The sequence below is a fragment of the Acidovorax sp. MR-S7 genome (assembly GCF_000400995.2).
Classification (GTDB): Bacteria; Pseudomonadota; Gammaproteobacteria; order Burkholderiales; family Burkholderiaceae_C; genus MR-S7.
The window spans coordinates 48,469-66,693 of the sequence record NZ_DF238891.1 but is presented as its reverse complement, the minus strand read 5'-3'; the positions used below and the strand labels follow the sequence as shown (position 1 = coordinate 66,693).

The window sequence follows — 18,225 nt, the reverse complement described above, 5'->3', positions numbered from 1 at the left end:
CCGTCAACCTCGCCGTGCATTCCACCAACGGCACCACCGCAGCCACAGACCGCCGCTGCCGTCAGCCACCGGGGCGAAACCGGCCACCCGGCGGGAGCGGATCGCTCTAGCGGGAATGCCCGCCACCACCATGCCCGCCGGCACGTCCTGACGCACCACCGCGCCTGCGGCGACCACGGCGCCCCGGCCGATGCGCACGCCTTCGAGCACCACGGCGCCAGCGCCAATCCAGGCGCCGTCTTCGATGACGATCTGCCCGCGGGTGATGCGGTTGCGCGCGATGATCACGTCGCCTTCGTCGATGGCATGCCCGGCGGACAGCAGTTTCACGTGGGGCCCGATCAACACGTCAGCGCCAATCTCCAGCCCTCCTTCGCCAGACAGATAACCGCCAGCATTGACGATGGTGCGCGCGCCGATATGCAGGCGCACGCAAGGGTCAATGTCCACGTCGCCCAGAACGAGCCGCGTATTCACGTACAAGCTCACCTCGTCCGCAAGACTCAGCACCCCCGTGCGGCGGCCGAATCGCATCACGGAAACGGACGTGTCTATCCGGCAGTCCCGGCCCAGGCTGTCAACGCCGGGATGGGAAGCGGTTACCTCAGGAACGCCCAGCAACATGTGTCGCCCGTCCTATCGCCGCCCCAGCAGGCGGCGCAGCAGCCACCACCGCGACTGACTGGCCGACACCTCGGCGCGCAGTTGCTCCAGATCCGTTTGCAGAGTGCGTTTTTCTGCCGCGGATGCTTCGCTGGCCGCGTCCATCGCCGACTGCAGGGAAGCCTGCTGCGCCTCCAGCCGGGCGATGATCACCTTGGCCTCGGCGAATGCCTTCTGGTGCTCCAGCAGCGAGGCATGCTCCTGGTCATGCACGGCCTTGAGGGCATGCAATTCGTGCCGCAGCCTTTCGGCCTTGAAGCGCTCATGCGCCGCTTCAGCCACATGACCATCGTGCGACGGGGTGGCCACTACCATCCACTGGTACACGTCGAAATCGGGCCAGTTGCACTGCAACTCCTGGCGCAACCCGTCCGTCAGCCCATTCCAGCACCAGGCGAATTCGCTGCGCGTCACCGGAATGCGGTTGGCACCCCAGTAGCGCGGCACCCAGCCAGCGTCCAGCAGCATCTTCTCTGCGCTGCGCTTGGTGAGGAAGCGGACGTGCGTGCGGTCAAGCTGCCCCTTGTCGGCATAGTCGAAGACCCCGTTGCGCAAGGCAGCGACCACGCCCGCATACGCGATATTGGGAACCGAGACGACCAGCCGCCCCGATGGCTCAAGGCAGCCGGCCAGGTTCTGCAACAGCGCCTCCGGCTGGTGCAGATGCTCCAGGACATCGCATGCCAAGATCGCATGGAAGCGCCTGCCCGCCAGTTCGGACAGCCAATCGGCGCGCTCGAGATCGCCCTCAATCACCTGCACGCCCAGGGACTGCAACGCCTCCAGGGCCTGCGGGTCATTTTCGACGGCTGTCACCTGGTAGCCGCGCTCCACCAGCACCTTGGTCATGGCGCCGGGGCCCGGCCCCAGTTCCAGCACCGCGCCCGGAGGTGGCAGTTGCCGGATCAACCGCGCCGCCCAATCCTCGCCCTCGGGGTCAAAGGCATAGTCATAGCGTTCAATGTTGCTCAAGCGAGTTCTCCCCCTTCAGTCGGCGGCGACCACATCTGGTCCCACTGGCCCCAGCACCACCATGCCCAGGGCCGCTCCCTGACATCGCGCTCCAGCCGCGCGACGACCGCATCGATCGCCAGCTGCGGCTCCGGCGGCAGCGGCTCGACGGCGACGCGCAAACGGCCGAAACCGCCGGAGTATGTCGCTGCGTACAGCAGCGGAACATTGGTGAATCGGGCCATGCGCTCGATTCCCGTGGTCAGGGTCAAGCGCCCGCCGAGAAACGGATGCTGCCTCAAGCGCTTGAACCCCGGCTGCCAGGCATCAGCCCAGATCACCCACCCCTGCCCCGCCCGCAGGCCTTCCAGGACCGGAGCCAAGCCTTCGTTCGTGGTGCGCCAGTTTCCCCCGGTGACTTCGGCATAGCCCCGGACCTTGCGCAGCAGAAAGCGGCGATGGGCGTCATCAAGCTCCGGATTGTCCAACACCGGCATGGTCAGCACGTGGGTGTGAATCCCCTGCTGCGCCAAGGCCACCGGCGCGGCCAATTGCCGGTCGAAGTGGTTGAGCACCAGAATGAAGCCCTGGCCCTGCTCGCGCAATCGCTGTACGTGCCCGAGCCCCGCCACGTCGATGGAAGGCCCGCCCGGCCTGCCCAGCCGGTGGAACGCCATGGCATCCATCATCTCCTGCGCCAGCATGTCCAGATGCGCACGGGCCCAGTGGGCATGGTCTGAAGACGATGCCTGCGGAAAGATCTGCGCGAAGCGCGACTCTAGCCAGCGCAGCAGATGGCGGCGCTCAGCGCCACGCTCACGCCCGATTTTCGCGGCCAGCCACCAAGGCAATGTCGTTGGAATATGCGCCAGCGACGGAAACACCCAGTCCAGCAGCCAGTCGCGCGTCATTCCACCAGCACCCAATCATGTTCGAGCCAGGTCACGCCAAACTCCCGGTACTTCTCGTTGAGCACTGTGAAAGGCTGGATCAGTTCCGCCATGTCGATGACCTGAAAACCCGAGTCATCGAGCACGTAGGCGCTCCACAGGTATTCGCCAGAGAGCAGCGGCAGCTTCGGAAAGCGCACCCGGATCCTGTGCGTGCCCATGCCCCGCAGCGGTTCTCCCTGGGCGCGAAACTGGGTGCTGGAGCCAAACACGTTGTCCTTGTCCGGCCGCACAATGGCAAACATGACGTGGAATGGCTCATCGCTGTATGACTCGATTTCAATATCGAGAAGAAAATCCTGGAACGAATCCACCTGGGCAGGATTGATTCCATCGGCCGTCTCGGTCGTCAGGCACACGATCTTGGCCAACGCCGCCATCGACGGCTTGGCCACCGGCTTTTCCTGTGCTGCTTCCTGCCGTTTCTGCTTTTCCGCGTTTTCCAGGCGCAAATGGGCATATCGCCGCCGCTCGTGGGCCTCATAGGCGGTGACCACATCTTCCGTCGCCCCGATCGCCTGCACGCGTCCCCCATGGATCCACGCCGCGCGCTGGCAAAGGCTGCGCACCTGGTACAGGTTGTGCGAGCAAAACAGCACCGTGGCCCCGCGCTCGCGCAGGCGCAAGATGCGATCCAGGCTCTTCTTCTGGAAATGTAGATCCCCCACGGACAAGGCTTCATCGACGATCAGCACGTCCGGCTCGATCGCCGTGGCGGCCGCGAAAGCCAGTCGCATGAACATGCCCGACGAATAGGTCTTCACCGGCCGCGCCAACGTGTCGGCATCCAGTTCCGAAAAGTCCGTGGCATGGGCGATGAACACGTCCATCGCCTCGCCCTCCAGCCCGTGCAGCGCCGCCATAAAGCGAATGTTGTCGCTGCCCGACTCCTCAGGATGGAAGCCCGCTCCCAGTTCCAGCAGCGCGGCCACGCGCCCCACCCGTTCCACCGCGCCGGTGGATGGCCGGATGGTGCCGGCGGCAATCTTGAGCAGCGTGCTCTTGCCGGCTCCGTTCTCACCGATCAGGCCAAAGGTCTCCCCCGGCTTGACGTCGAAATCAACGCCCGTCAGCGCTATGTGCACGCGGTGGCGCTGCCGCCCGGAAAGCCACTCCCACAGCCGATCCTGCGGGCGGGCATACACCGCATAGCGCTTTTCTATGCCGTTGAACCGGATGCTCATTACAGCGCCTCGCCCAAAGCCGACTTCATCGACCGGAAGAACCACCACCCGCCGCCGCCCAGGATCACCGTCCAGGCCAGCAAGGCATAGGGCGTACTCCCCGGCATCGGCATGCCCAGCAAGGCCCATTCGACGCACAGCACCAGACAGGCCAGCGGGTTGAGCAAGTACCAGCCATGGAACTTCTCGGGCACCTGGGCCAGCGGATAAACGACGGGCGTCAGGTAAAACCACAGTTGCAGCGCAAAGGACATCATCGAGCCCACGTCGCGCCACAGGAAATGTGCCATGCTGAACATCAGCGTCAAACCATAGGTCAGCGCCATCTGCATCACCACCAGCACGGGTAGCCAGGCCCATGTGGCGCGCAGCGCCACGCCCTGGCTCAGGCACACCACCAGCAGCAGCGCATAGCCAATCGCCATCATTAACAGGCTGCCGCCCACCGCCACTGCGGGCAGAATCTCTGCCGGCATCGGCTGTTTCCGCAAAAAATCCTCATACGCCGCCAAGCTGCCTATTCCCCGGCCAAACGCATCGGTAAAGGGCAGCCACACCGCCAGCCCCGCCAGCAAATGCAGCAGGTAGCCATGATCCACGTCCAGGCCCGGCACACGGACTGCCAACACCATGCCGAACAGCACGTAGAAAATGGCCAGCGTAGCCAGCGGCTGCACGAAAGCCCAGGCGAGCCCCAGCACCGAACCTGCATAGCGCGTCTTCAGCTCACGCACCATCCAATAACGCCATAGCACCCACAACTGGCGCGGCTGGCGCACAGTCTCCTGCGCGGGGGAATGTGACGCAGAAGTCATGACAGCGTGCTGCCGGCGCGCACCTTCTGCAACCCGGCTTCGAATTGGTCGGCCATATCAGCCCAGTGCAGGTCACGCGCATAGGCTTCGCCGCGCGCACTCAAGGCACTGCGCCGAGCGTCGTCCTGCAACAGCCCGCACACAGCGTCCGTCATGGCTTCAGGTGTTGCATCGGTCAGTACGGCCACGTCCTCGCTCAACAGCCATTCCACGTTGAGACCCCGATTGGATACCACCGTGCAGCCACAGGCCATCAATTCCGGCGGCATCAGCGAAGCATTGGTCAACGACAACACCAGCGCCACGTCACACTGGCTGAACACGTCGGCCAACTCATCCGGCGTCACCGTGCCACACGACAGGTGCGGGAATGGAATGCGGTAATTCGACGTGTCCCATCCCGCCATGATGAAATGCGTGTCCGGCAACCGCTGCCACACTGCATTGAGCACCAGCAGCCCCAACTCGAACGCGCGGCGCTGCGTAGGTGGCCGGGCATAGAAAAACACGCGGCGGATGTGCGGCTCGCGGCGCGGCCGGCGGCGGTAGCGCTCCTGCTCCACGCCGAACCGTACGGCATGGGTGACCATGCCATAGTCCCGTGCCAGCTTGTCGGCCAGCCAATCACCAGCCGTGATGCCGAAAAAGCCGAACCTGTAGGTATTCTCCGCCAGCACATGCTCGCTGCCCATGGCGTAAAAATACGGCTCAAAGTCCTGTACGAAGTACAGCTTGTGCTTCGCGCCCGCGAAGGCGCGTACGCTGTAGGCCGTGTCCCAGCCGGTGGCCAGGGCGAACTCGCAAGGCGGCAACCCGGCAAAACCCAGATACACCCGCGCCTGCAGCGGGAAGAAATGTTCCCGAATTTCTGCACGCGCCTCCTGTGCATCCTGGTGCATGACCGGCTTGCAGATCACGATGCTCGATTGGTATCCCTTTTGCTCCAGATGCCAGATCGTGCGGAAAATGGTGGTGTGCCCGCCCGAACCGATGTTGAAATCGGGAATGAACCATAACAATGTACCGGGCTCGGGCTGCCCCGGCATAGGCGGGATGACATGAGGCAGAGCGAAATCATAATGACCAAAAACATCAACATACTGCGGCTGGGCCGGGCCGTAACGCAGCCGGCGCCAAATGGCTTGCAAAGCACCCCATGCCCCATCGCGCTTCAACAGCGCGGCCACCTGCCGCGCCCTATGCATAAGCAACCCCATTCAGGCTCCCCCTGCACGCTGCAAGCGCTCATCCCGCGACACAGTGCGCAACAGCCAGCCAGGCAAACTGTCATGGCGCGTGCCTAGGTATTGGCCCGTAGTGCGCGCGCACTCGATCAACGCCATATAAATTCCATTTTTGAACAAACGCCAGCCGCTCACCCCTGCACTACGCAGCCAGCCCCAGTCACGCCGCGCCAGGCCCAGCCCCGACACCAAGGCGCGCATTGGCTGGCTTTGCAGACGGTAACCAAAATATCGCTGAAACGAGCGCGCCTCATCAAAATTGCGCTGCAGAGTTTCCCACACGCCAAAGTCGTGCGAGTGGAATACCACCGCATTCGGGACAAAGGCTTTGCCATAGCCGGCCTCCACCGCGCGCAGCGCCCAAGTCTGGTCTTCGGCAAACGCCACGTCGGGGAAGGGCAGTTTTTCCCAGACTGTGCGGCGGATGCAGGAATTGTTGTTGGAGAAAAAATGCAGCCACTGGCGATATCCCGGGTCTGTCGCAAAGCGCGCCCTGTCTTCCAGCCGCACAATGGAAAGGTCAGCGCCAAAGCCCGCGAAATGCGCATCCAGTTCGCGGTGCGTCACATGCCGTGCTTCGATATGGGCGCGATGCGGGCCGAATGCCCCCGCCACGTCGGGCGCCGCATCACAACCATCCACGAGATTGCGCAGCCAGTGCACATCGGCCGGCTTGGCATCTTGTGTGATGAATACCAGAAACTCTCCCGAAGACAGGGACGCCGCCAAGTTCCGTGTGCGTCCATGACCAAAATCGGCTGGGGAGATGCAATGCACCCGCACCCCTCGCTGGCGCGCGAGTTCCACCGAGCCATCACGCGAACCCGAGTCCACCACGATCACTTCAAAAGGCCAAGGAGCCTGCTGGCTCAGCACAGCATCCAGCACCTCACCCAACAAAGCGCCGCCATTCTTGACGGGAATTAAAACGGAAGCGCGTATTTTGGGAGGCATGCAACGTGGAATAGCCCGCGCAAGGAACGCCTAGCCCGCGAAGGCGCGTTCGGCAAGCAGGCGGCTCGGAACAAACAAACCGGCGATTTTAACGAGAATCCCATCTTCGCAGCATGCCCCAAAAACAGAAGCACATCATGGGAGCACAGGCAGCTCCTATATAGAGAGCAAAGAAGAGCCAACCTCTTTGGCTCGCTTGCTACATGGCCTCCCGAATCGCCTCACGGTCGATCTCCACTCCGTACTTCTTGAACAACTCGTTGCGAACCTTTTCTTGTCCGGTGCTGCGGCAATACTCGTATGCGCGGGTGGCGGCAAAGGACTTGGCCTCCTCCCAGACAAGCTGCCGCTGGTCCCGCCGGTTCACCATCAAAAACAAATAGCCAAATTCACCGTCCTGCACGGGCCCCAGCATATTTCCCACCGTAGCCGTGCGCAAGGCACTCACGATGTCGTTGTTGTTGCCCTCCAGTCGAATCCAGCCCAGATCCCCTTGCGTCTCCAGCACATAGTCGGCTTGCGCTCGCCTAACGATGTCATCGAACTTGATCTTGCCGTCCGAAACCGCTTGCGCCTGCGTCTGGAGCCAATCCATCATGGGCTGCCCATCTATCTGCTGCTTTACAGGCAACATGACGCGCAGCACGCGTACCGAAGGCGGAATCACGAAAGCCTGAGGATGCTCGTCGAAATAGCGGCGCGCCTCCGCTTCATCTGCCGGACGCACGCATGCCGGCGCCTGCCGCTCCATCACGGCCAGGCCGTACACGTCGTCAAAGCGCTTATTTGCAACTTCGCCACTCAAACGCACGACCCCCAAACGCTCCCCCTCTAGGTTTAGCACGCGCGTCAGTGCCATTTCGCGTACGACCTCCTCTGCCCCGTAGGAATTGCGAACCAGGGGACGCAAGTCTGCACGACTCGTCACGTAGCCCGAGAAGTCCTGCCGGCTGATCACCTCACCATTCGCCATGATGCGCACCAAAGCCTTGCCCTCCTGTGCGCCAACCTTCTCTCCTGCAAGAGAGGCAATAGCCACCACCATGCACGCCGCTGCGGCGGCCAAACACTTCATTTGCTTCATGCTGCTCATGCTTCTTAGATCAGCGAACTTCTGCTCGTTCCCACAAAGGCCCGTAAATCACTTCAACCCCTGTTTTCTTCTCAGGAAGAGAGCCCGAATGCAGCACCACCAGGTCTTCCTGGCCATCTCCGTCGACATCCTGTAGCTGCAACTCGGTGGCAAATCCGCCTACCGGCAACCATCGCGTCTCCAGCACCTCGCCCTGCGGACCGAAGCGCTGGAAATACAGATCCAAGTCATCTCCCCACACGACCAAATCATCCTTCAGCGCTACCACTGACACAGCCCCAATCCGTGGCAAATTCAGCCACTGGAGCTCTCCGCTGTCCATATCAACACGGATATTGCGTTCCCCGGTTTCCAGCGCCACATACAGCCAGCGCCCCGAGGGCGATACCTTGGCCTGCCGCGACACGATGCGGTACTGCCCCGGCACCCGCATCAAAGTGCGCGGCTCACCCAGCAAATCATCGTCATCGACGAAAACCACTTTCTGGTCATCTAGACACGCCACCGCCACGCCCCCTGCAGGAGCACCCGGTGCTCGCGGTAAACGCTCAGGATGCCAAGGCCCCTCGCACCATTCACGCCTGTTGATGCGGGTAGCCGTCGGTTCCCCGGGCACGTAGTCCACCCACACAACGGTCTTGCCGCTATAGGGGGTTGCAAGCAAGCGGTAGCGTCCCTGCCCAGCACTCGCCACCATCACATCCCTGGGCGGAATACCCACCACAATTTGCTCCACTCGGCGAAGATGCCCTTCTTCAACACGATAGACATCCAGGCTCTGAGAAGCCTCTACCGCCGCCACTACCAGATCATCAGACAGCCATGCGGCCCCATCCGGGTGATACGCCAGTTTCTGCTTATCCAGCACGCGCGCACTGCGCCCTGGCCCTAATTGGATCAACACCAGCATGCTGGTTTCATGCTCCACAACCACCAGCCGGCAACCCATGGCAGCGGCACAGCGCACCTCACCACCCCAGGCATCAGGCACCTCCAGACTCAGGCGATCCACCTTCACAATCCGCTCCTGCCCCGCCACACCCGGCAACGAACCCTTGCCCGTCGCTTGGCAAGCCGCCAGCAACACCACCGCCATCACCACCGCACCGCTGCGCAGATTGCGAATCCAGCCCATGCCTATCCCCCAGAGAGCGTATTCACAGATTTGAACCATGAACAAAGAAGAGTTCCACAAAAAACAAATAGCGCCTAAAGGCGCTATTTGCATTCAAGCCGGCTTACACCGTCCTGGAAAAAACAAGCACGGAGCAGGATCAGCCCCGTACTTGCAATCCCCAATTAGGGGTTCAGAGGACCGTTCTGGTGCGCGCCCAGCAGCGTCTGAACAGCGCCGAAAGAACCGATGCTGATCGTGCTGTACACAAACACGGAGCCCGTGCCCGTGGTGTTAGCCAGCGGCACATCGGCGCCGCTAGTAGCCGTCGGGGCATTTGCAGGCAGCACGCCAGGGCTCCACAGGATGAAGCCGTCGGTGTGGCTGGTCGGCAGACCAGTCATTTCGGCGGGATCATAGAAGTCCAGCTCGGCGTTCTTCAGCTCGAAGTTGGTCGAACGACGGTTCTGCTTCGTGTCGAACACGTTCACCGTGTGCGTACCCTTGTGATTACCAGTGGACCACACAGTGACGCGGGACGTCGAGGACGTAGGAGCGTGGTTGGCATAGCGAGCGGCAATGCGCAGATTCGACGCAATGGTAGCAGCGCCACCGACGCTCGTCAGGCTGGTAGCGTCCAGCGAGGTCAGGTCTACCGAAGCGCCAATACCCAGAGGACCATCGATCACAGGCGTCACAGCCACATCGCTGTTGGCGGGATCCAGCTGGAAGGCGTTAGCCGACAGCAGAGCGGCGTTGTTGATGACTGCAGCGCCCGGAGCCTTACAAGCGGTAGCGGCCGTCGTAGAGCCCGTCGAAGCACCTGCAGCGAACACCATGTAGCCACGCTTGCCAACCACATTGGCGCCGCGCAGGTCGGTTTCACCGCCTTCGTTCTCTTGGTTCCAGCCCAGACCCTTGTACTGGTTGGCGGTCAGGGGGAAGCAACCATCGGTCACGTGACCAGAGTTCTCGTCGTGGAACACCCAGAACACCGGCACCACGGAGTTGGTGCGGTTGATGATACCGATTGCAGTGGTCTTGCCATTGCCTTCGTCGATCACATTGGGCACAACGAAACCGTTGCTGAACGTACCAACCGTATAGGCGCTAGCAACGCCACCGGTCAGGGCTGCTGCTGCCGCAACGGCTGCCAGAGCAAATTTTTTCATATTACAAATCCTTAGAAAAAAAGAAGGAAGCTTCCCACCCTTGCGGGCTTGCAACCCACCCGTTAACCGTTTGGGCTGTAAGCGATGTTAGCCCATGGTGCCCCTGTTTTCAACCAAGACCAAACATCGCGTTTTTTTTTCTTCGTTGCGTTGCAATGCCACAACAACAGGATAGCCTGCTTTTTCGACGCTTCTCCTGTCAGAAAGAGGGCCGATAGGCGTGGTACCACTGCCCCTCTATCCGGACCCACTCGTCCTGCCTATTGACCTGCATGCCTTTGATGCGCACCACAGGCACTGAGTAGGTCATTTTGAGGTTCAACTTGGCGTTGTTCCCCTCGATTTCCTCCACGCCCAGCACCTGCACTTCCTCATAGACGATGCCGCCACGCTTGAGGTAGGCCTGCAGTGTCCAGCCAGGCTTTTTCGATACTTCTTCATACGCCCAGGCTGCGACCATGTCGTTTGTCTTGACAGCATTCCAATAGGCGGCGGCGCGCTGCAGCAACTCTTCCCGGCTGGTACTGCTATCTGGAGTGGAGGCACAACCCGCGAGCCCCAGCGTGCAGAGCACGATAGCAGGCAATACGGAGCGGCGGAGCAATTGAGTCATTTTCATGATGTGGTTTCTCCTGGGGCGAGGAAAATATCAGGGAGCTGCCAGCGGAATAACCGCACCCGCCCCCGGGGATTCGGACCCGGGTCTGGTGCTATCCAACTGCGGCAGCGGGGTAAGGTTGGTTTGCAGAGTCAGCCCACGCAAGCGGTCGCGCATTTCGGCGCTGACCGAACGCAGCGCATCGTCGTCTTCGAGCACGCGTGGGGTCAGCATGACTAGCAGTTCAGTACGGGCATTAGTGTTCTCAGAGGTGGAGAACAGCGCACCCAGAAGAGGAATGTTGCGCAGGCCCGGCACGCCGCTATTGCCAGCAGTTTCGTTTTCGCTGATGACCCCTCCCAAAACGATGGGATCACCCGAGCGCACAGCCACGCGGGTCTGGATCTGCCGCGCGAGGAAAGCACGCTGATTAGTAGCAGTGTCCACTTCACCCACGTCCGTGACTTGCTGCTGAATATCCAGGGTAATGAGGCCGCTGGCGTTCACCGATGGCGTGACGTTGAGCATCACGCCCGTATCCTTGTAGGTGATGTTCTCAGTAGCAAAACCGCCACTGCTGGCAATGGTGGTGGACGTCCGGATGGGCTGCTGCTTGCCCACCATGATGCTGGCACTGTGATTGTCCAGTACAAGCACGGAAGGGCTGGACAGAACCTTGAGCTGCGAACTGGCCGCCAGGGCATTGAGCGTGGCGCGCACGGCTCCTGCCTTGTTGAGGATGGTGTAGGAAAAGCCGGGTTGCTTGGTAGCAATGTTGCCCGAACTATTGTCCCTGTTCAGCAACAAGCCTTGACCAGTGCGGTCACGGCTCATGTGATTTTCTATGAACCACTCGACACCGTACTTCAAGTTTCCACTGAGGGTGACTTCGACGATGCTAGCTTCGATGAGCACCTGGGCGGGCGCCCGGTCGAGTTCGCGCAGGGCCCGTTCGATGCGCCGGTATTCGGCGCGCGGCGCACGGATCATGAGCGCGTTGCGCGACGCATCCGCCACGATGCGGACGTTGCCCTCAAGGGTGCTGGCGGCCGTTGCCGGTGCAGCCGTGGCGTTGTTGCCCGTCCCTGCCCCCAGGGTACTCAGCGAGCCGAATCCACCGCCCGACTGGTTACCGGCAGAAGTCTGCTGGCCGCTGCCGAGAAGGCCACCGCTGCGCGCAGCGCCAAACTGCGCGGGAGCCGAGCCCGTTGCCACACCAGCCCCGCCGCCCGCACCGCCACCACCGAAAAGGCCGTTGAGCATCTCGGCCATCTTGATGGCCGAGCCGTTTTGCACAGGATAGACAAACAGGCTGTGCTCCAGACCATCGGTGGGCCGGTCGAGGCGGCGGATCCAGGTCTCGACCTGCTGGAGGATGTGGCTGCGCGGCGTGACGACGACGAGCGCATTGAGCCGCTCCACGGGGAACAGGCGGATCAGGCCGGACAAGGGACCCGTGGATGCCGAAGTGACTGCTGCGCTGCTGGCAGCCGGTGTGGCACCTGCTGCACCGGCCACCCCGGGACGAGGAGCGGAAGACCCGCCCGCCCTCGGCGCCACCTGACTGCCGCTACCGCCAAATGGTGAAGACCCAGCGCCATCGCTGCCCAGCATGGCTTGCAGGGCTTCGTTCACGACACTGACGTTGGCGTTTTCCAGCACAAATACACCCAGCGACATGCCCGCGAGGAAGTCCACATCGAAGGCCTCCACCATCTCCAACCACCCGCTGATCTGCGACTTGCTACCTTGGAGGACAAGCAGGTTGCGGATGCTGTCAACGTAAGTGATCGCTTCGCGCGATGCCAGGGGCGCCAGGATCTTGGCCATCTCTGCTGCGGCGATGTGGTTGAGCGGCACGATGACCGTGCCCGACCCTGCTAGATCCTTGACACTGGCCGCCCCCACGATGGGGCGAGTACCCACCGTGACCGACCGCTTGGTGACGTGGTAGACCCCTGCATTGTCTCGGTTAATGACAAGGTCGTGCGGCAGCAACACGGCGTCGAGTACTTCCAGTACCTGGCTGCGCGGCAAGGGCTGGCGGGTGTGCAAACTGACCACTGCATCACCACCCGCATCGATGGTGTAGTTGAGCTTGAGCAAGTCACCCAACAGTGCCTCAGCAAGATTGGCGACAGAGATGTTCTCGAAGTTCAGAGACACCTTGTCTCCACGCGCAAGCATGGGATCGGCCTTGGGCTTGAGGTCGGGCTTGAACTGGTTGTCGTTGCCCGGGAACAGGTGCGCCTTGGTCGTCGGTACAGGCTCTGCCTGCGCCTGCGGTGCGCCAGACTGCGCGACGGGTTGGGGTGCGACTGCAGGCACCGGCGCGACAGGCGGCAGGGAGACCACCTGCGGTGGAGCCTGGACGGCTTCATTTGCGGAGGGCACGCCATTCGTGCTGGCACAACCTACTGCGAGCAATGCCAGCATGAGGATGGATGGCCTGATATTCATAGAGATGTCACTCCAATATATTGGTGCTGCATACCGCAGGCGCGTCCCGGCTCACGGCCGGCGCGCGCGCACCGGCGCGGGAGCTTTCGGCGGGGTGGCACCCGCTTCCAGCAGCCGCTCTATGCGCCGGTTGTCGGTAGACAGGAACACGGCCTTGCGGCCATCGAATGATTCGATGCTCCACGGTTTGGTTTCCGTGGTGAGCTTGAGTTTTTTTCCGTCGGGCTGCTGCAGCACGGCCACCCGATTCGGGCCCGACTCCAGCACCGCCATGAGGCGCGACTGTGCAAGGCTGTCGGCGGCCTCGTCCTTCTTCTTTTCGACCACTTGGGGTGGCCGGCGCGATGCCCAGAGCACTGGGCGCTCCTGTGCATGCTGGACAGCAGCACCTTGTGGGCCAGGTAAGGAAGCGAATGCGGGCAGCTCAGGCCTGCGCTCGGGCGGCGGGGTCCACATCGCCTTCTGGGTATGCCACCAATACGCACTCGCGGCCAAGGCCACAGCAGCAAGGACGGGGCCCAGAAGCCAGGGCTTGGGGTCTGTCATCGATCGATTCCCCTTCATGGCTTTTTGTTTTCTGACGTCACAGACGCCACAGGCGCTTCAAGCTGGAGAGTGATGCGGCCGTTCTGGCCTGACGCCCCGGTGTTGGAGCCTTCGCGCAATATGCTGGCTGCACGCACCCAGAAGGCAGGAGTATGCGTCTGCAGCGTCCCCATAAAGCGTAGGAGCTTGGTCCATTCGCCAGTGACAGTCGCTGTCAGGCGAACGCGTGCAAGCTTGCCATCCCCCCCCGGCTCAACAGCTACCTGCGAAGAAACGAGCGTGCTACCGGACGAAGAGATGAGCTCGCGCAATTGTTGCTGTATTTCGTTCTGCGCACTTTCACCACCTGGATGGATCAGAGGGCTCACGCTTTTATGCACATTGTCCAGCAAGGCCTGAATGTCAGACCCAGCACTAACAACACCATCGAGCCGCTCGCTGCGGGATTCGAGCAGTTCCAGCGCGCTGTCGTAACGATTCCAAAGCACATGGTAAGCAAGGGCCATGCATACCAGCACTGCCAACGCACAGAGCAGTGCCGCGGCGACAGCCCGACGCGTCCAAGTATTCATGGCTTTGCCTCCTCACCACGCCAGCGCATTTCGAAAGCGAAGCGCTCCTTGTTGAGCGCGTTGTCGCGCACGTTGGCCGAGGTGGCTCTTACGTCGGCAAACATCGCCTGCCGGCCCAGGCGCGCGATGAGTTCGACGGCATTGGCTGTCAGCCCAGTGATACGTATGCTGTTGCCGTTGATTTCGATACGGTCTAGCCAAGTATCGTCAGGAAGAATTTCAGAAAGTTTGTCAATCACGTTGGCCAAGGGCAGGGCCGTGCTGGAGCCAGCCCGCAAATCCTCTGCCACCAGAGTCTGCGCACGCAGCTCATCCAGCTGCAGACGCAAAGGTGCGGCATTGGGCTCGACCTCGCTGACGTGCCGAACAGCCGACACGACGGCCTGGCGTTTCAGAATCAACGGCATAAGCGCAGGCACCGTGAACGCAGCGGCAATGATGAGCACCACTGCCAACCCCAATCCATTCATCCACCATTGCCGCTTGCGCAACGCCTGCCAATTCACGTTGCGTACAGGCAGAGCACGTCCTTGCCGGGCTAAGTAAACGGGAGTCGCAGCATCCAACGCTTGCTGCGCCAGCGCCTCGTTTTGGATGCTACGCCGGCAGATACCCCATTCGACCAACCATCCTCCGGCAGGATCAGGAGCAGCGCGCCACGCCGCGACGATCTGATCGGGCGGCAAGGGCGACACACGCCACATAGCCTCCTGCACGGCAGGGCCCAGAGCGCGGCTGGGCATATCCGCGTATCTGAGAGAGCCCCACAGGCATTCGGATTCCGGTATGAGCAAGCCTGTCGCCTTGCGGTTGTTAGGTCTGGAGCGCAGCCAGTCGCCCGCCAGCGACCAGCGAACCGAGTCTGAGGACACTATAGGCTGCGCCAGCACGGGCCACCATCCGCGCTTGATGAGCAGTTGCCTGCAATCGCCAACCCCCCAGGCGAGCCGATCCAGAGCGGTGGATATGCGATGCTGAAACTCGCCTTTATCTGCCATGGGTTGAGTTCCTGTTCTCTGGGCTGTTCATTCGACGCGTAGGTTCCAGCGAGAGCGTTGTCCAAGGCGTCAACGAGTCAGGACGTGCGCTCAGATCGATCCATGCCTCACGCTGCCACCAGCGCCCGCCATCAGCCTGAATGGAGACACGCATTCTCACCGCGCCTGCGCCGCTTTGACCCACAGAGAAAAATTCTGCCGCGGGACCGGCCATGAGCTCGCTTTCGCGTGATTCAGGGGGGGATGAGTGGATGCGCTCGCCGAGCCCTTGCTGGCCCGAGAGCACATCGATCAACGACGGAGGCGCTGCATCGATCTGGATACGTGACTGCCCGTTGATTGCCAAGTAAGGGGAAATTATCTCATATAGCTCAGGGGTCATCCCAAGGACCATTCTCAGCTCAGACAGGTCATCCAACCCCCCATTCTTAGGCCCTGTCGGCTTGCCAGCCGCACGGTATTGCGGTGCTTCTGCTCCGCCCACCCCTCCCGGCTCGCTGTCCGGATCAATGTAATCTCTAATACGTGCAGTCATGATCACTGCTTCACCAGAGGTCATTCCTCCCGCTCTTTCAAGCAAGGCTTGCAAAAGCGCGTCGCTGGCAACATTCACGTCCACCAATCCCGAGGCAGGAATGATTTCTATTTGAATGGTATTCTCATCCAATTGAAGGCGCTGGCGGCGGTAAAGGCCTGCAGCACTGCGATCAGCCATGAGCTTTTGCACGCCCAGTTGCAATGCGGTGTCGAGCGCCAGTTCCATCCTCAAGCGTTCCAGATCGACGGACACTCTCTGCGTTTGCTGCCGTATGCTGCTCGCGCTGACTAGCACCAGCAGGGAAAGCGCCGCCACCAACCAGAGCACCAGCACCAGCGCAGTGCCTCGCTTGTTCTTTAAGCCAAGGCTCATCGCGCCCTCGACAACGCAAAGATCAGCGGCGGCCATGCGCCTTGCGCATCGGCAAGTTCTATCCGGATGCGAGCGGGGAAGCGTCGCATGGAGGCGTCCCATTGCTGGGCCCATTGTCCGGTACTGCCGTCCTGGTAGAACCATTGCAGAGTCCGGACATCGGCCAGCAGCGTGGCACGCCGGGAATGACCCCAATCCAGTGCCATCGCAGCACCGTCGTAAGGAAGAACCTCAACCGTCAAATCCACCCGGCCATCCTCGTGGCGTAAAGGTGTTGAACGGAATACATAAAGTCCGCCATCATTGCCCTGCTCCGGCAAAGGGGCAACCCACATCGCTCCCGCGGCATTACCCACAAAGAAGTTCACCATGGCATTGGCGTCCTGCCGGACAAGCAGGCGCAACGTATCGAATTTGCGACCCAGCCATTGGCTCACCACCATCATCCGTTCGGCTCGGTCAATCATTTGCTGGTTGCGATCCTCGGTGCGTCCTATAACACCAAAGCCCGCAAATACCAGCCCCACCACGGCGGTCGTCACGATGAGGGCTATCAGCAATTCAAGCAACGTAAAGCCGTCTTGCTGCCGGAACATACGGCTCATTGCATCGCCCCATACGGCTTCCGAGCGGTCCAGACCAGGACGGATTTACCCTCCTGTGCAACGCTCACTGTCACCCTTGCGACCCGCAAAGGCGGGCTTTCAGGTTGGCCGAAGTCCTCGCTCACGGCAATCTGTTCAGGCTCCACCCGGATGTTCCATTGCCAAGCCCCCAATTGCCCCGCAGGCTGCCGAACCAGGTCTTCCGCAAAAATCGCCGAAGCCAGAACAGATCGCACCACCAACGCAGCCTGCACACGCGACTGAACATCCACCACGTTCTTGGAACCTTGGCCCACGGTTCTGTACAACGCTGCGAATGCGATGGACGCAATCGCCATTGCGACCAGTGCTTCGAGCAGGCTGAATCCACCTGCGCAGACCAGGAAACCGGCCCGCCGCGAACGCTGTTTCATGCTCATGATGCAACGGCAGCTGCCTGCTCCACCGTACCAAGCAGCCAGTTCACCTGAAATGCGACCCCTTGGCCACCGTCACGGGATACAGCAAACCGCCCGCCGCTGGCACCGCCATCGGCATTGAATATGAAGACAGTCTGATGCGGCCCTGCTTGCTCATTGCGTTGCAGCCGCAGGGGCTCCCAATTAACCTGCAACGATGGCGGGATATTCAAGCGACGCTGACCATCGACGATCAGTTGGCGCACTTGCGGATCATAGGCAACGACTACCGTGCGGCCCTCTTGGACACACAATGCCCGAGCACGTCCGAGCTGCGTGGCCACATCGCGAACTGTCTGGTGGTAGCGGGAGCGCTCCATGAAGGACTGCGCACCCCCACCAACCAATGTCGCCGCCATGGCCGCCAGCGAAAGCACGACCAGCAGTTCCAACAGCGTGAAACCGGCTTGCCCTGCCTTTGACAAAAAACGACGGCTCATGAAGATAAAGGCAAAGTAGCCCGATCCTGAAGTCCCGCGTCAGTTGAAGACGTCTGCATCCTCGCCGTCACCACCCGGCCGGCCATCACCGCCCAGCGAGAAGATGTCAGGACCGCCGTGCCGGCCTTGCAGCTTGTATTGATAGACACCACCCCAAGGATCGGCAGGCAGCCCTTTCTTCAGGTAGGGGCCGTTCCAGCCCGACGCTGCCCCGGGGCGATCCACCAACGCGCGCAGCCCTTCAGCATCAGTCGGGTACCGCCCAACGTCGAGCTTGAACAGATCAACCCCTTGTTCGATTTCGGCGATCTGAACCCGGGCAGTCTTCGATTTCGCCCCCCCCAATTGATCCAGCACTTTGGGCCCGACAAGGCCAGCCAGCAAAGTCAGGATGACGAGCACCACCAACAGTTCAATCAGCGTGAAGCCCATGGATCGGGGCCTTTGAAAACCCCCTAGATAAGCAATTTGCTGTTTTTTCATGTATGGAATCCTTGG

At 61.4% G+C, this 18,225-nt stretch carries 20 protein-coding genes; all 20 read right to left on the bottom strand.

All coding sequences use genetic code 11. The features are described from left to right. Positions 1 to 3: 3 nt before the first annotated feature. On the bottom strand, positions 4 to 624 hold the full coding sequence (locus AVS7_RS00325; protein WP_024000703.1) for a DapH/DapD/GlmU-related protein: 621 nt from the start codon (positions 622 to 624) through the stop codon (positions 4 to 6). A 12-nt stretch (positions 625 to 636) separates the two neighbouring features. Continuing rightward, on the bottom strand, positions 637 to 1,635 hold the full coding sequence (locus AVS7_RS00320; protein WP_020226506.1) for a bifunctional 2-polyprenyl-6-hydroxyphenol methylase/3-demethylubiquinol 3-O-methyltransferase UbiG: 999 nt from the start codon (positions 1,633 to 1,635) through the stop codon (positions 637 to 639). After that, positions 1,632 to 2,525 carry a lysophospholipid acyltransferase family protein gene (locus tag AVS7_RS00315; protein ID WP_020226505.1) on the bottom strand — a complete coding sequence of 298 codons (894 nt, stop codon included), beginning with the start codon at positions 2,523 to 2,525 and terminating at the stop codon, positions 1,632 to 1,634. The genes AVS7_RS00320 and AVS7_RS00315 overlap by 4 nt, the downstream gene beginning before the upstream one ends. Beyond that, complete coding sequence (locus tag AVS7_RS00310; RefSeq protein ID WP_020226504.1) at positions 2,522 to 3,748, bottom strand: ABC transporter ATP-binding protein; 1,227 nt, start codon at positions 3,746 to 3,748, stop codon at positions 2,522 to 2,524. The genes AVS7_RS00315 and AVS7_RS00310 overlap by 4 nt, the downstream gene beginning before the upstream one ends. Then, entirely contained in the window at positions 3,748 to 4,563 is an 816-nt protein-coding gene (locus AVS7_RS00305) for an ABC transporter permease (protein ID WP_024000702.1), read from the bottom strand. The genes AVS7_RS00310 and AVS7_RS00305 overlap by 1 nt, the downstream gene beginning before the upstream one ends. Then, positions 4,560 to 5,750 carry a glycosyltransferase family 4 protein gene (locus AVS7_RS00300; protein WP_234449950.1) on the bottom strand — a complete coding sequence of 397 codons (1,191 nt, stop codon included), beginning with the start codon at positions 5,748 to 5,750 and terminating at the stop codon, positions 4,560 to 4,562. The genes AVS7_RS00305 and AVS7_RS00300 overlap by 4 nt, the downstream gene beginning before the upstream one ends. 30 nt (positions 5,751 to 5,780) lie before the next feature. Beyond that, positions 5,781 to 6,761 (bottom strand): glycosyltransferase family 2 protein, encoded by a 981-nt coding sequence (locus AVS7_RS00295; protein ID WP_024000701.1) that lies wholly within the window; start codon positions 6,759 to 6,761, stop codon positions 5,781 to 5,783. Positions 6,762 to 6,960: 199 nt separating this feature from the next. Beyond that, on the bottom strand, positions 6,961 to 7,854 hold the full coding sequence (locus AVS7_RS00290) for a peptidylprolyl isomerase (protein WP_024000700.1): 894 nt from the start codon (positions 7,852 to 7,854) through the stop codon (positions 6,961 to 6,963). A 10-nt stretch (positions 7,855 to 7,864) separates the two neighbouring features. Then, positions 7,865 to 9,082: a VCBS repeat-containing protein gene (locus AVS7_RS00285; protein ID WP_144425023.1), complete on the bottom strand. Its 1,218-nt coding sequence runs from the start codon at positions 9,080 to 9,082 to the stop codon at positions 7,865 to 7,867. A 71-nt stretch (positions 9,083 to 9,153) separates the two neighbouring features. After that, positions 9,154 to 10,140, bottom strand: coding sequence for a hypothetical protein (locus AVS7_RS00280; protein ID WP_024000698.1), 987 nt, complete (start codon positions 10,138 to 10,140; stop codon positions 9,154 to 9,156). A gap of 199 nt (positions 10,141 to 10,339) precedes the next feature. Next, positions 10,340 to 10,759: a hypothetical protein gene (locus AVS7_RS00275; protein ID WP_020226496.1), complete on the bottom strand. Its 420-nt coding sequence runs from the start codon at positions 10,757 to 10,759 to the stop codon at positions 10,340 to 10,342. Positions 10,760 to 10,789: 30 nt separating this feature from the next. Next, entirely contained in the window at positions 10,790 to 13,174 is a 2,385-nt protein-coding gene (gene gspD / locus AVS7_RS00270; RefSeq protein ID WP_024000697.1) for a type II secretion system secretin GspD, read from the bottom strand. A 75-nt stretch (positions 13,175 to 13,249) separates the two neighbouring features. After that, the gene (locus tag AVS7_RS24210) at positions 13,250 to 13,744 is read right to left on the bottom strand and encodes a hypothetical protein (RefSeq protein ID WP_024000695.1); all 495 of its coding nucleotides are present in this window, start codon (positions 13,742 to 13,744) and stop codon (positions 13,250 to 13,252) included. 14 nt (positions 13,745 to 13,758) lie between these two features. Continuing rightward, the gene (gspM, locus tag AVS7_RS23415; RefSeq protein ID WP_024000694.1) at positions 13,759 to 14,316 is read right to left on the bottom strand and encodes a type II secretion system protein GspM; all 558 of its coding nucleotides are present in this window, start codon (positions 14,314 to 14,316) and stop codon (positions 13,759 to 13,761) included. Next, on the bottom strand, positions 14,313 to 15,314 hold the full coding sequence (locus AVS7_RS00260) for a PilN domain-containing protein (protein ID WP_024000693.1): 1,002 nt from the start codon (positions 15,312 to 15,314) through the stop codon (positions 14,313 to 14,315). The genes gspM and AVS7_RS00260 overlap by 4 nt, the downstream gene beginning before the upstream one ends. Beyond that, complete coding sequence (locus tag AVS7_RS23410) at positions 15,304 to 16,260, bottom strand: general secretion pathway protein GspK (RefSeq protein WP_020226492.1); 957 nt, start codon at positions 16,258 to 16,260, stop codon at positions 15,304 to 15,306. The genes AVS7_RS00260 and AVS7_RS23410 overlap by 11 nt, the downstream gene beginning before the upstream one ends. Next, complete coding sequence (locus tag AVS7_RS00250; protein WP_024000691.1) at positions 16,221 to 16,829, bottom strand: prepilin-type N-terminal cleavage/methylation domain-containing protein; 609 nt, start codon at positions 16,827 to 16,829, stop codon at positions 16,221 to 16,223. Before AVS7_RS00250 ends, AVS7_RS23410 begins: the two co-directional genes overlap by 40 nt. Continuing rightward, positions 16,826 to 17,248 carry a prepilin-type N-terminal cleavage/methylation domain-containing protein gene (locus AVS7_RS00245; protein ID WP_020226490.1) on the bottom strand — a complete coding sequence of 141 codons (423 nt, stop codon included), beginning with the start codon at positions 17,246 to 17,248 and terminating at the stop codon, positions 16,826 to 16,828. The genes AVS7_RS00250 and AVS7_RS00245 overlap by 4 nt, the downstream gene beginning before the upstream one ends. Further along, positions 17,245 to 17,727, bottom strand: a complete 483-nt coding sequence (locus AVS7_RS23405) for a prepilin-type N-terminal cleavage/methylation domain-containing protein (protein WP_024000690.1) — start codon at positions 17,725 to 17,727, stop codon at positions 17,245 to 17,247. The genes AVS7_RS00245 and AVS7_RS23405 overlap by 4 nt, the downstream gene beginning before the upstream one ends. Positions 17,728 to 17,766: 39 nt before the next feature. Then, entirely contained in the window at positions 17,767 to 18,210 is a 444-nt protein-coding gene (gene gspG / locus AVS7_RS00235; protein ID WP_024000689.1) for a type II secretion system major pseudopilin GspG, read from the bottom strand. Between the last annotated feature and the right edge of the window lie 15 nt (positions 18,211 to 18,225).